Source organism: Duganella sp. FT27W, assembly GCF_009295655.1.
Taxonomy (GTDB): Bacteria; Pseudomonadota; Gammaproteobacteria; order Burkholderiales; family Burkholderiaceae_D; genus Rugamonas; species Rugamonas zoogloeoides.
In genome coordinates this window covers 1-13,543 of the sequence record NZ_WHIV01000001.1, presented here as the reverse complement: position 1 = coordinate 13,543, position 13,543 = coordinate 1, and the positions used below count along the sequence as shown (strand labels likewise).

Below are 13,543 nucleotides of genomic sequence, written 5' to 3'. Positions count from 1 at the left end.
AAGAAAGTGCGTATCGCATCAAAAATTTCAGTTTTTCTGCCTCCCCTCAAATCTTCTCCAAAGCTCTGATGGGGAGTATCTCGGACATCGGAATGGGAAGGTCTTTCGCATACATCATCGGCACATCTGTGTTCGTGACCAGCCTGCCCTGAACGGTCGAAATCTTCGCTGTTCGGTCCAATCCGAGTGCGCGAGGAATGCCGGATGGTGATGCCTGAAGCCACGCCAACCGAGTTAAATGCCGCGCCAACTTATCCTTCTCCTCGCCGGCAAATTTCTGCAGTACGTCGGCGACCTCACCAACAGTCCGGGCCGGCTGCAGGCGTTTGCATTCAATAATAAGAACTCGACCATCCGGATGCCAAGCGAGAACGTCTACATCCCCCATTTCCTGGGTACCGCCAAGTTCTGTCATCTGAACACGAGCGCGCGCCACCCAACCGCATGCGGTCAACTTCTCGACGACTTCATCTTCGAAGACACCACCCAGCACATGCGCGGTCTTGCCCGAAAAGGCTTTCATCGCTTGAGAGACGTAATAATCTTGCGGCATCCACGCCTTGCTCGAGCGGCTCATCAGGTAGTTCCAGGATTGCAGCACCTGACTCACGCCAAAATAAGCGATATCTGCATTGGCAATACCGGTACACACCACCGGCCGCGAGATGATTGAAAGCCTGCGCTTGAAGAGCCACGGCCAGATGTCCTTAGCCGCAAAGCCCTTCGGTGGTTTGTCCCACCTAGGTCTGCGAACCAAGGCAAAACCGCTGACGAACGCATTGCACCTCTCCGGGCTAATTCCGCGCTTCTCTATGAGCCGTTCCTTTAGATGGCCAAGTTCCATTTTGACCACCACCAGGCCTGCGTCAGTCGCCATATCAATAAGCTCTGCAAAGCCGTCGATTAACTCATCAGGGCTGAGACCATACTCCTTCTCAAAAGCGTCTACGAAATCCGCTCCATAAAAGTCCGATGCGAGCCCGCGCCCGCTACGCTCCTTCTCCTGATAATACGACGCGTAATCTGCAGCCGCTTCCCTGTACTCGTCGGAATACTGATTCGCTACAAACGGCCGCATAATTGAAGATTGATAAGACCGGTCAATCTCGTATTCGCCGTTCGGGAACACGGTAAGCGTCGCTGGCGCCAGTTCCCCACGAATCGCATCAGAGTCGTAAGCTACTTCAATAAGCAATGAAGTTCGCGCAATCAGCAACTCGAGTTCAGCCTGCGTTACCAAAGACTTCCCCGACAACGCGCATTCGCACACAGCCATTTCCGCAAGTACTCGAGTGCCCAAGGATGTCCGGTTTCTCTTTTGCTCGCGAGTGAAGGCCGCATCGAGCCCCTCTCCATTTTCGTTCAATGACAGAATCGCTTTGGCCGTCCGCCGCCAGTGCATCCTATCCGTGTAGATGGCTTCATTTGATGACAGAAGCGCGCCTAGGACAGAGTCCAAATCTAGTTCGTTGAGCTGAAGCTTAATCTCGTTCCAAATCCTTGCGACGTAACCATTTAAAACGTCTGTGCAGGAAGAGCTTCCGACAGTCAGCTTCGCTTTGACGGGCGGGTGTTCGTCCAAGCCAATCCGAACAAACGCTGCATCTGCACGGTTCAACCAAACGGGTTTAGCACTCGATGTCCAAATCAGATGGTCTGACATTAGAGTGCTGCTGAATAGATGGACCAAACGGGCGCCATCCGAAGGTAATGCAGCAGCAACCGCTTGTTGAACAAGCTTTCCCTCCAGTGGAACAACCAATTTGGAGGCCATCTCCAGTGCGGTCACAAAGGCCGAAACAAGCGCCTGTTCACCTTCGTTCCCAACCCTGCGGAAAATTGCAAAGAAGTCTCTCGGCAAACTAACTGTCGCGCGGCCCGGTACCGTCGAACTAACGATAGGCTTGACGCCAAGGTCATCGTGTTCTGCATACGACACCGATTCGATGTCGACCATGTGAGTACAGTCCAGAAAAACCTCTAAAATGCCTTCAGGTATCGCGCCTTGAGCATCAAGGAAGAGAGCGACCTCAGCGAAAGAGCCGACAAAATCGGACCAAAGCCGAAACACATATTTCCGCTTACTGGAGTCATATCCTTGGTCAGCACAAATCAGCCATTGTGGACCTTTCGAGGTTTCCACGGCCACCGCTAGAGTCGATTGTTGGATCACGCTTTCGCATATAAAAATCGGTTGCTTCGCGCGACTGTCAAAATAAGAATTCCGTCCGTAACGCTCGCAAACCATCCACTTTCCAGACCAAGTCAGGATTGAATGTTTATCACGCGATTTTCGAACTTTTTGCCTGAAGCCAAACGGCGAATCCGACGGAACCATGAAGATGGCCCCTTCTCTCAACGGCAAATCTCGCGGCCAGATACTGAAGTCGTCTTGCACCCACTGACAGAACAAAGTGAAGCTGCTAAAGCTAAAATGCCTGGCTTTGTGTGAAGCTACCCAGTTCTCTTGGCGCAAAAATTTAAACAGCAAATCGACCGCTTCATCTTGATATGCAACCAGCATGTCGAGGTCTGCAAGGCCCAGAAAAATCACGTCCCATGACAAACCCAGTCGCGGCAATGATGAGGCAAAGCCGCGACCAACGCCGGCGCGAATCACGATTGTTGTTCCATGCTTGAAGCCTGGTTCCGCCTCACAGCGCGCAGCACTGCGACTAAGAAAATCTTCGAACGCTGCTTGCTGCTTCTGACTTAGCTTACTTGGGAGGCCCCAACCTTCGTCCACACATTCACCGAGGTCTTCATGCAACACAACAACATGGACATGCTCGGAGGTGTCGCGCTTAAAACACCAACTCTGAATCTGCGGTAAATCTGGGTCGCTATCTATCGATAGAAGAGAGCGATACTCCTCTCCAATATTCTGTAGCAAACGACGTACAAGAGCCGCTTGCCGTCGACCTAATGTGCTATCAAAAACCTTAAACGCCCTAGCTTGAACGACTTCTCTGAGAATATAAGCGCGGAGTGCCGAACCAACACCTGCTGGCAGTGCCAGGACGTATTCATTCCCGAATCGAACGACAGGCCGAAGCTCAAGCGCTGTTTCCTGGGTCACCACTTGCAATGGAAGAATCTTCTCGTCCTCATCGGTAAAGAGAAAAGGCTCTAATTCCGTCACCTCAATTCCAAAGGCCATCAATTCTGGTTGGGTAAAGGTAACCGCTGCGGCTCTTCGGTCGATATTAGTATTGGGACCAATGACTAAGCTGCCAGCACGTGCTGAAGGCTCGGCATGCCACCGTACGAGCTTCAACCGCGCAGCGACTGCATCGCCCATGCGTAGTAACGCGTAAATGTTAGGAAGCGCAGCCGCGATTCGTTCAATGGCCGGCGACAAGGCCTCCGCCGTATCCAACATCTGTTGCAGGTGAAAGTCGCTACTTTCCCAAGTGCCTTCAAAGAGCCTGAAGTTCCCAGTTTGACTGCTGATATTGCTGATGAAAACGTCCTCTGGAGGGTCTTCCGCAGTAGCCACCGCAGAATTCCCAAGGTTTCGATTTAGCCACCGACTGATATCCGAAAACGTTGGCTTCCGCTTCCCCGCACAATTCGCTACCGCGAGATGAACCATCGTCTCGATACGGATTGTATTTGCGTGGAACGCTGGAACCGTCAGCAAACCTGCGCACCTGGCGACGGTTGCTTTCCGGTTAAATTCTTTGAGCACTCTCGAAAGAGCGAGGTTTTCACTCGAGTCTACCTGATACATGAAAGGTCCATCTCTATTGAAACTTGGAATCAGTTTATCAGCAGGAAGCTACGAAAGAATCTATTCCTGTTGCCATAAAATTTGCTTGATAGCCATGCACTTGAAACCTGGCAATTCACCATGACCTCAATTTATCGAATTCAGCGGAATTTGGTCCTATCTTTAGTTCTATAGTTATAAATTAATATTATTTAACCGCAGGGATGCCCAGAGCATTCATAGTCTCGTTGTTCATGAGGCCATTTTCCGGCAATCCCTTCACGCTTTGGAACATGCGCAATGCGCCCTTAGTCTCCTCGTTCATTTTTCCAGTTATCTGGCCCTGATAAAGTCCAAGTGTATGAAGTTTTATTTGAACCCGATAAACTTGAAGATGGAGTTTTTCCGCGCGCGACATTGGTAGCTGGGATTGGGCACCATCCGCACTCGCTGCGGTAGCAGGACGCGCAGATGTTGTCGACTTGGTAACCTGGTCTGGAATAGCAATGCGACCAGCTCCTGATGACGTAAGTTGGCTTGGCTCAAGCAAAGTGGTGACCGGCACGGCATTAGTCGGCTCCGCACCTATTGGGGTTATCGTGTCGGTAGTCGCAGCGCCTCTTGTATTCGGCGCCGGGCTTGGCGTTACATTGGCCGGGGGCGGAGTGAAGGTACTCGAGCCACCTCCCGACCCAGAATAATGGGACGAGTGGCTGGAATGTGATCGGTGACTTGAATGTGACCTGTGTCCGGCGAAGAGATTATCAAACCGACCGTTAAGAGGTTGGAGTGTAATACCTTTAGACTCGTCGTCACCCGTTATAGTTGGCGGCATGACCTGTCCACCAGCCGATCTCGGAGACATCAGCGGTAGCCCAGCAACGAAAAGAGCCAATGTCTTTATGAATCTACTCATGCCAGTTCCTCAATTCTCGTTATTTTGGTAGGTGCCCAAGCACGCTCATGCCATGCGAAGAGTCCGCTGCACGATTCCCTGGCGGCGCATCCGGTGCATTCGTCCGAGTACACCTGCTTCCAATCGGATATGCTGCGTTGAGCCAGGGACCTGAGCTCAGGCGGGAGTGCACACAGCGGCGTGTTCATGAACAGGTGACGTACTCCATACCTGCTCAGGTTTCGCGATGATCTCGATAGTTGCACTTGCCAGTCATTGAGATCGAGCCTGCAAATATCATCGTTTGCTAACGCAAATCCGACTGGTTCGCATGCCATCAGCGCGACCTCCCGAACGAAGGGCAAATTCTTGCCGACGAAGTCGCAGAGATCTTCGAGCCAGTCCAGCACTGGTTCGATAAGTACAACCCTTAACTGAATCGGAAAACCGCGCTCCTGCAACCGCAGGATTCCTTCAAGGGTTTGTTCGTAAGCCCCAGGGGCCTGCACAACAAAGTCGTGAAGCATATGCGCATGACCGTATAATGGAATTAACCATGCCACTTGCGCCGATAACCCGTCAAGCACAGTTGAGGCAACCGTAGCGTCGCTCAGCAATCTTCCGTTCGTCAATAAATCAATTCGGGTCGTAGGATGTACTTCTTCAATGTGGTCCAGCACCTGGCGCAACCTACTTCCTAGTAGAAGCGGCTCACCGCCCGTTATACCAATACTGCTTGGCGAACGACGAATATGCCGCACAATATCGAGCGCTTCATCGACGAGCCAGCCATCGTCATGCTTGGTTGGGGGCTGTGAACACATCAGGCAATTGCTATTGCAGCGGTTTGTCAGAAATAGCGTGTGATGGAGGTCACTCTCCCTGTACGAGATGTCCACAACGTTGCGATCAGGGCGTGGGAAAATCACATCACCGTGTTCGATATTCGAGCAGGTGATCCAAGAGAGGTTAGTGAGGCCTTTCTCGATCAAGGCTTCGACGCATGCGATATCCGAATCGTCCCGGATTGGCACGATGTAACTAAGTTCAGGCTGCCATACCGCTGGAAGTTCTGCCAGGGGGACGGCGCGAAACGCTTTGCGCGATGTTCCGGGTCTGACGTTACCTGGTGACTGCCTCATACCGCTTCCCCCGTGCCAACCGGCTTACCCCAGGCGCAATAGACATCAAACAAATACTCCGGGGCTTTCGCCAGTCGTTTGAACATGTTGTCGAACATGGAGAGGTGCCGGGCGCAGTGTTCGGTGTCATGTGCATGGACATTCATTGAGCCGTGCTGTGCTTGAGCGTCTACAGGATTCGGCCCGCAATAGGCGTGGTAAGCGCAAGTTCTACAGCCTTCAGCCGTATCGGGCTCACTGGCCTGCCGCAGTCGTTCCACAACTTTTGGAAACGGCTCCCTGTCAGCTCCACGGATCGCCCTCATCCGTAAGCTATCATCGCCAGTCTCAGCCAGCATCCGTGCCTCGTCGCTCGGGTAAACGTATCCGTCGTAGTTATAGACGATCACACTACTGCCAGCGCCAGTTGGGCTTTGAAGATCGACGTAGCCCGCGTCAAAGGTCGACAGGATTTTGTTGCAGATGATTGAAGCATAGACCTCGCGAATCGGCACACCCTTCGCGTTCCACCAAAGCACTCTGTCCAAGGCTGCCTCATAAAACGACTGGAATTCACCGACCGAATAGCCTAGGCGCGCCTGATTCCTTTTTGCGAAGCCGTAGCTGCTCAGGGGACGAACAAATATCTCATGAAGTCCCAGCTGGACGTACTCGTCGACGATCTCGTGCGGATGTGCGAGAGAAAGACGCGTCGTCGTCATCAGTGCCGAAACGCTATCTGGCCCCATTACCTCGCGGGCCAACTTCAATCCCTTCAGCGTACGTTCATAAGCATCGCGCTCTTTCGTCGGACGATTACGGTTGTGTAGCCATGATGGGCCATCGATGCTCGTTGAGAGATAGATTCCGTGTTCCCTGCAAAATTCGCAAATCTCAAATGTTAATTGGTGCAGTGTCGAAGCGATAACGAACCGCAGTGTCCGGCGCTCACCTTGATTCCTGTTGATTATCCGTAGTACCGCACGTTTCACTAAGTCGAAGCGCAACAACGGATCACCGCCTTGGAACTCGACCGTCAATGTCTGCGCAGAAGATTCGAACACCTGGTCGCACGCCGCATCCAGATCGTCGATCTTCATTGTGTGACTTTCACTGCCAAGGGCGCGACTAACTTGGCAGTATTGGCATGAATGAGCGCACTGAAGTGTTGGCACAATAATGTGCAGTGACGGGCCAAGACGGACAGTAGTGTGTTTTGCTGTCGAGCGAGCTTTTCTCAAAAGCGCGGTTCCGTTCCCTTCGAAGGGGGACGTGATCAGAAATTTGGAGATAAGCCTTGCGCTGAGCTCAGTCGGCAAAGTTATGGTGTAGTCTGCCAGCAGGTTCAGAGTTTCGCCACTCAAGAATTCCCAATCGCCCGATTTGGCGACTGCCACATAATTTCCCGGGGAAAACTGACGCACTTTCATTCCGCGGATGGTGAAGTCAAAACCATCCATTTTGCTGCTCGCATTTGCCAGCTCAGGAGATTTCGCTGGTACATGGAAGATCATTGGAAAAGTGTTCACTGAAACAGGCCTCACCGAATGTGCGCCACGTGGCTCACGTTTATGCGGATCAATTAATATCTCACTATTGCCTTGATGATAATCTAAATTACCAATAATCTAAAGCAATATAAGTTGGCTGGAAAGCGACACATTTATGCGAGTTTTACGTCCCGCATTGCCAACTTGGCGCAGGGTGCCGCCCCGCGATGGCATAATCCATCGACCAGCCATTCCTCGCCCTCTTCACACCGCTAGCAAGCACCGACTGGCGCTCCAGTCAACGGGTTCTAGATCCAGAAGATGGGCCTCCTTAAACAGCGTGAATCGCCCCGGGTTTGAAGCAGGCTCTATTCTTTAAGAAAATGGAGCTATGAAAAAAGCAACCAAAGTATCCCTCGGAAGTTATCTAGCGTGCTGTGCGGATGGTCAGCGATGCTGCCAGCGAGTACGAATCCCAATGGGCAACCATCACATTGATTGCGCCCAAGATCGGCTGCACGCCAGAGGCACTGCGTCGCTGGTACGCCATCAGGAACGAGATACCGGGCAGCGTCCAGGTCCCACAATAGCTGAATAAGAACGAATCAAGGCCTTGGAACGAGAAGTGCGCGAACTGCGCAAGACGAACGAGATCTTGCGTCTGGCCAGATCGTTTTTCGCCCAAGGGGAGTTCGACCGCCGCTTCAAACCGTAAGAGCATTCATCGCCAGCACCGCCATGCTTAAGGCGTCGAGCCGATCGGCGGGGTAATGCAGGTCGCGCCGGTCGGCTATTGGCGATACGCGACGCATCAGCGCAACCCGTCGTTGCGCTGTGCACGAGTCCAGCGGGACGATGCGCTGAGTGTCGATATTGAGCGGGTTGGCAAGCAAGCCTTCAGGTTTACGGCGACGACGAAGTATGGCGTCAAATGCGACGTGAGGGAACCGAAGTAGCCCGGTGCACGGTGGAGCGCTTGATACTCAAGTCCGATCTGCGTGGCATCATGCGCGGCAAGGTTGTGCACACGACGGTTGCCGACGCAACGACACCGTGCCACCTTGATCGCTCGGCGTAACTCGCCCGTAACGTGAACCGGCGCCACTCAGATATGGAATCGCTGTAGCCGATACTCCGACACCACCACCGTCCGCCAAGATAAGTAAAAACGGTAAGAATAAGAAGATGAAAATTGGTTGATAAGAATAAGCAATACCGGCTAATGCTTATTCTTCTGCCCCAGATCAAACCGTCCGCTTCTTGAAGGCCTATGCTCAATGAGCAGCACCAACCGGAGGACATCATGCTTCCCCACGACGACATCGATCCCGAGATCATTCGGCGCATCAGTGACGCGGCAGACCAGCTTTTCAACGAAGGCGGACACAATGCCGTGCCCAGCGTTGACGCCGTACGGCGCCGCGCGCGCGCCAACATGAACCATGCATCGCTGGTGATGCGCACCTGGCGCCAGCAACTGAAGGCCCAGCCCGGCCCTGCCGAAGAGGTGATGCCGGAAAGCCTGCGCCACGTCGGCAACCAACTGATGCTCAACATCTGGCGCGAGGCGACCAAGACAGCCAACACACACCTGGCCAGCGCCAAAGCGGCGTGGGAGGAGGAGCGCGGGGAACTGGAAGAGTTCCGCCGCCAGCTCTCAACGGCGTTCGATGCCCAGTCACAGGAACTGCAGGCGGCGCAAGCTGCACTGGCGACACTCCGCAAGGAAAGCGACGAACGGGCCGCAGCCTGCTCCACCCTGGAACAACGGACCATCGAAGCGGAAACGGCACATATCGGCAGCGAGCGCGTACTGCGCCAGGCCCAGGAAGAGATTCTCGAACTGCGCAAACTGCTGGTTGCCGCACAAGCAGCGCAGGAGCGCATTACCCAACAATTGCAGGAGCAGTTGCGAGCGCAAGTCGCTGCTGCTGAACGCCACCTGGCCGAACAGACAAGCACGGCCGAGCAGTTAGGACAGCTACGTCAGGAGGTCGGCGAACTACGCGCCAGGCTGGCCCAGTCGGCGTCGCCCCTGCCCAGCCCACAAACAAAGACTTCGAGAAGACAGAACGGCAAGCCGCCATCCACGCAGGCCAACCCTGCACCACCTCAAGGAGAATGACCATGGACACCCCCATCCTGCACTTGATCGGACCATGCAGGGACGGCAGTCCGGCGATGATCGCCGGTGATGTCGTGGCGCTGGCCCGTCTGCGCACTGCGATCGATGCCGCCATTGCCAACAGCATCGGTACGGCAGAACTTTTCAGCTCCGACTATGAACCCTTTGACCTGCTGGTCATCGCGCCGCCCAACATGTGGAATGTGTGCACCGCCTACGCTGGCGAAATCAATCCCGTTCGCTCACAGCGGGAAACCGTGACGCTCACCCAGTTATGGAATCTGCACAACGAGCGCCAGCGCTACACGACCGCCAGTCAGCCGTGCGAAGCCAGTGTTCTCGATGCCCCGGCTGAGCAGCAGCCCGTGGCCTGAACTTTTTGGCCACGACGAGAACCGACAGGGCTTGGGACAGTCCGTAACGCCTGTCCAAACTGTCCCCTTGTCACGCTCACTTCGATATCGAGGAACCGAGGAGCACTGCAAAGCGCGAAAAGCGGTGTTGGAAGTGGGCATTCCCGGCACCAAGCGGTATGGCGGCGCCATATCGCTGTCGTGCCCTAGCGGACGCGCCCGACGCAGTTCAGCGGCGGTGCAGATCTTGCGCACCCTCACCGCGATGGCGCGGTCGCCCTACTCGATCCGCGGCCCCACGGCAGCACGCGAACACGGTCGGAGCGGCGACGACCGCGCACATATCATCCGCGCCGCCGATGGCCCGAGAATAAGTTGCCGTCAGAGCGTGCTGGCTTCGGCGCACATGGGAATGACACCCAGTTCACCGTCCGCAGCATCGTAGCCACTGCAGCCCGTATGCGGCGGGGAGAAAATTCGACGAAGTGCAGCGGCACGGCTTTCATAACGGCGATGCACTGTTCAGAAAAACGCCCGTCGAAGTTGCCGGAGATACTCGATTAAGAAGCAGCACGGCGAGATGGGATGGCGTTCAGGCGGGAGCGCTCGATGAGCACTCCCAGCACCACTGTTCAGGCAACGCCTAGCCGGCGGCGGATCAGCGCGCCCAGGTCACGGGTCGTGTGGGCGACGATGTGGATGTAGCAGATATCGCGCGGGTCCCGTTCGATGATGATGCGATGTTGCCCCGCCAGAAGCTGACGATAGTTCACCAGTTGCAGGTCTTCCAGCTCAGGTATGAACACCCCTTTGCTGGGCCAGGTGGATAACGATGCCACCTCGTCCAGAATCTGCGCGGTCACCCTTTCCACGAACAAAGGCGATTCGTTTTCCAGCAGGTATTCACGGATCGCCGTCACGTCATCGATCGCGTGGTCGGTCCAGATGATGCGCACGGCCGTGGTCAGCGTGCACGGTCCTGTGCCGCGAACAGCGCCACTACCGCGTCGTGGTCCTGTACCTTTCCTGCTTCGACCTGCTGCCTGCCCATCGCCAGCAGTCGCAGCATGGCGATCTGGCCCTGGGTCTTGTGATAACTGGCCGAGTCCTGCAACACTGCCTGCACCTGGCCGTCGACGCTGATCGCCACCGGATGGCCCGTGTCGTTGACCTGCTTGACCACGTCGCTCGTGTTCGAGGCCAGATAGCTGAGCGGTTGAATATCGAGTAAGTTCATATCGTCCTCCTGAATGCTGCGATAAATGATAGCACCTGGCGTGAGCCAGGAGCACAATTGGCATCACCATGACTTCGCTCCAAAATAGATCCCCACGTTAGATCACCACGTTTGGACTGCAAGGCAGGCGGCCACCTCGTAGCAGCCGCCCAGCAAATTAGTCGAGCAATTCGCACAACCTCTCCGCATCCGGTTGCAGTTTGATGAAGTCGCGCAGGCGGAAAGCCATTTCAGTCATGTACTCACCGTCGCGCCAGCACGTGAGCTGGCTCAACGCCATTGACGTGACCAGCATCCCGGTGGGGTTGGCCAGGAACGAACCCTGATATTCCTTGGCCGCGTACACCACGAACCAGCTGGGCGCGGCCAGCGGGGCCATGTAAAAGCCGCCGTTCGACAGCGAATAAAACGCCCACTCGCCGCCCTCGTAGTGCGGGCATACCCGCACCATGTTCATGTAGATCAGGTTTTCAACCGTGATGAAATGCTTCTGAAACAGCTCATGCATCAGGCGCATCCGGGCTTTCTGTGGCATCAGCTTGGCGGTGACCGGCCCACTGCGGAGTGTTGGCGCCGCCATCAGCACCAGTTGGCAGCGGCTGAGCTTTCCGAATTGATTGGTATCCATGCTTTTTCTCCTAGTAAAAGTTGCACACAAGAGGAAGGTGGTCCTCTCACCTCCTCGCTCCCCGCCGGGGCGGGGCGGGGGGGCGGCGAATCCCTTCCCTCAGGGAAGGGTTTGGGTAGGGTGGTGTTCAGGCAGCGAGGTGCGGGCCGCGCTTCCAGCCCATTGCATGTTCATCCCGCCACCAGTCCTCCTCGCTTGACTTGGGAGGCTGGTGGCGGGATTGATGCCATGGGCGCTGCGGCCCGTGCTGCCCACGTGGGGGCAGGCGCCGTCGGCGCCCCCAGTGGGGGATGCGGCCGGCCTCATAGCGCAAGCGGCGGCTCACAGGCCATGCCAGCGGCCTCATCGCTGGCGTGGCCTTTGAAAGCATCCACCACTCACTTCAGGCATTTCGGGGGGGCAGCGTTGTGCGCAGCGCATCGCGTGGGGTAGATGTTGGGGTTGCGGGATGCGCCGCGCGGCCAAGGGGTTGCGCAGCATCCCCTTGTGGAGCGGGTGTTGCGAGAGAAGGACTGGAGGCGGCACGCAGTGCCGGTCCGGAAACGCAGTGGACAGAGCGCAGCGCCCCGGAAGGAGGACGGGCCTGCAGTGCTTTCGCCCTACTCCGCCAGCCCCGTCACCATCCCCGCTGCGCATGTCGATTCAACCCGCAGCCGGTGGCGTGTCCGTGGACATAATCAAGAGGAAGGGGCCGGACAGCGACGAGTTGATTTTTGTGCCGCTGCCCGACATGCCTGTGCTGCAGCGATCGACCGTTGTGCCGGCCGAGGAAGTGGCATTGCAGGCACCTGGCGTGGTAGCTCGAAGCCAAGTTCCAGCGCTAATTTAACCCGCTGAACTTTGTCCCAGATGCGGTCTCACCTTGCTGTCCACCATATCGTACGGCACATGCACGAACGGGCTTTCGCCACCGTGTGAACTATGCTGACAATCAGGCAGCAGAGCACGCCATGGCCGCCGACGACATTGCTCCGATATCGTCCGCAGCATCATTGACGCCGCAGGCCAGCCGTTCGACGAGTCCGGGCACAGCGCTAATCTGCAAGCAGAATTTTAAATTCCGCCACCGGCGTTACCGTTGGACGCCCACCTTGATTCATCGCACCGACGCGCCTATCCCATTCCTCACAATAGACAAGGGAGGCAGCCATGAACACCATCATAGAAAGACGATCCAAGCCGCGCACCTTGCCTTCAAGGCTGATCAGGCTGGACGAAGTCAAGCGTATTTGCGGACTATCGAGGGCAAGTATCTATGGCGCGATAAAACGCGGCACATTTCCGCCTGCGGTCAAACTGGGACGTGCGAGCGCTTGGGTTAAGCAGGAGGTTGATGCATGGGTGGAGGAGCAGATTGCCTCCACCCGCCGCAAGGACCGATCCTAGGCATTTGCACAGAAGTCGACGGCCGCGGTCACCTGGGCACCGCAAGCGCAGGACAAACGCCATCCAGATAGTCTGCCCAGGCTTGCATCATCTCCCGGCGTTCATCGAGATAGCGAGCTCTATCGTATGCGCTGTTGAGCTTGTCTTTTTGCGCATGGGCCAACTGCCGGTCCACCACCTCATGGCGATACCGCAGATGCTCCTTCAACGTGCTCATCGCCAGCGCGCGAAATCCATGCCCCGTCATATCACCCTTGTACCCCATCCGCTCTATCGCTTTCAATAGCGTATTGTTACTCATAGGTACAGCTGGATCGCGCATATTCGGGAACAACAGAATTCCTCCACCGGTGTAGCCGTGTAGCTCTTTCAATAGCGCCCGCGCTTGCCAGGGCGCGCAGACGTGGTGATCGTTCATGTCGGGGTTGACCTTCCTTTTTCCGCGCTTCATACGCACCCATGGAATCGTTTGTCAGCAGCGGTTGTAAACTGATACAAGCAGCGATTGAAAACTGATACACCGTTTTGAGATGATGGCTGCTTTGCGGAGCAGCCTTGAAACCCAACGAGGTGTACGTGGAAATTCAGTTATTGAG

11 protein-coding genes, 1 pseudogene and 1 other annotated feature are annotated in these 13,543 nt (G+C 55.6%); of the genes and pseudogenes, 4 read left to right on the top strand and 8 right to left on the bottom strand.

Translation table 11 applies throughout. The annotated features are described in order from the left end of the window. Positions 1 to 46: 46 nt before the first annotated feature. The 4 genes from F8197_RS00065 to hxsB all read right to left on the bottom strand — a co-directional run bounded on the left by F8197_RS00065 (position 47) and on the right by hxsB (position 7,257). Positions 47 to 3,733, bottom strand: a complete 3,687-nt coding sequence (locus F8197_RS00065) for a hypothetical protein (protein WP_152878934.1) — start codon at positions 3,731 to 3,733, stop codon at positions 47 to 49. A gap of 187 nt (positions 3,734 to 3,920) precedes the next feature. After that, positions 3,921 to 4,628, bottom strand: a complete 708-nt coding sequence (gene hxsA / locus F8197_RS00060) for a His-Xaa-Ser repeat protein HxsA (protein ID WP_152878933.1) — start codon at positions 4,626 to 4,628, stop codon at positions 3,921 to 3,923. After that, entirely contained in the window at positions 4,625 to 5,599 is a 975-nt protein-coding gene (gene hxsC / locus F8197_RS00055) for a His-Xaa-Ser system radical SAM maturase HxsC (RefSeq protein WP_227011998.1), read from the bottom strand. Before hxsC ends, hxsA begins: the two co-directional genes overlap by 4 nt. Before the next feature lie 146 nt (positions 5,600 to 5,745). Continuing rightward, positions 5,746 to 7,257, bottom strand: a complete 1,512-nt coding sequence (gene hxsB / locus F8197_RS00050; protein ID WP_373996742.1) for a His-Xaa-Ser system radical SAM maturase HxsB — start codon at positions 7,255 to 7,257, stop codon at positions 5,746 to 5,748. A gap of 404 nt (positions 7,258 to 7,661) precedes the next feature. Between hxsB and F8197_RS00045 the strand changes: the two are divergent. The 3 genes and pseudogenes from F8197_RS00045 to F8197_RS00035 all read left to right on the top strand — a co-directional run. Further along, a pseudogene (locus tag F8197_RS00045) lies at positions 7,662 to 8,287 on the top strand (IS3 family transposase); the annotation flags it as partial. After that, positions 7,888 to 8,003 (top strand) — a sequence feature (AL1L pseudoknot). It overlaps the preceding pseudogene by 116 nt. A 234-nt stretch (positions 8,288 to 8,521) precedes the next feature. Further along, entirely contained in the window at positions 8,522 to 9,343 is an 822-nt protein-coding gene (locus F8197_RS00040; protein WP_193333283.1) for a DNA-binding protein, read from the top strand. Between the two features lie 2 nt (positions 9,344 to 9,345). After that, on the top strand, positions 9,346 to 9,717 hold the full coding sequence (locus tag F8197_RS00035) for a hypothetical protein (protein ID WP_152878927.1): 372 nt from the start codon (positions 9,346 to 9,348) through the stop codon (positions 9,715 to 9,717). Positions 9,718 to 10,328: 611 nt separating this feature from the next. Here the strand turns inward: F8197_RS00035 and F8197_RS00030 are convergent. The 3 genes from F8197_RS00030 to F8197_RS00020 form a co-directional block, all read right to left on the bottom strand. Then, positions 10,329 to 10,652 carry a type II toxin-antitoxin system RelE/ParE family toxin gene (locus F8197_RS00030; protein ID WP_193333282.1) on the bottom strand — a complete coding sequence of 108 codons (324 nt, stop codon included), beginning with the start codon at positions 10,650 to 10,652 and terminating at the stop codon, positions 10,329 to 10,331. An 8-nt stretch (positions 10,653 to 10,660) separates the two neighbouring features. Further along, positions 10,661 to 10,933, bottom strand: coding sequence for a type II toxin-antitoxin system prevent-host-death family antitoxin (locus tag F8197_RS00025; protein WP_152878925.1), 273 nt, complete (start codon positions 10,931 to 10,933; stop codon positions 10,661 to 10,663). Between the two features lie 157 nt (positions 10,934 to 11,090). After that, the gene (locus F8197_RS00020) at positions 11,091 to 11,561 is read right to left on the bottom strand and encodes an antirestriction protein (protein ID WP_152878923.1); all 471 of its coding nucleotides are present in this window, start codon (positions 11,559 to 11,561) and stop codon (positions 11,091 to 11,093) included. A 1,149-nt stretch (positions 11,562 to 12,710) separates the two neighbouring features. Between F8197_RS00020 and F8197_RS00010 the strand changes: the two genes are divergently transcribed. Continuing rightward, complete coding sequence (locus F8197_RS00010; protein ID WP_152878921.1) at positions 12,711 to 12,947, top strand: AlpA family transcriptional regulator; 237 nt, start codon at positions 12,711 to 12,713, stop codon at positions 12,945 to 12,947. Between the two features lie 28 nt (positions 12,948 to 12,975). On the opposite strand, the gene F8197_RS00005 is transcribed toward F8197_RS00010, so the two are convergent. Then, positions 12,976 to 13,365, bottom strand: coding sequence for a hypothetical protein (locus F8197_RS00005; protein ID WP_227011997.1), 390 nt, complete (start codon positions 13,363 to 13,365; stop codon positions 12,976 to 12,978). Positions 13,366 to 13,543: the final 178 nt, after the last annotated feature.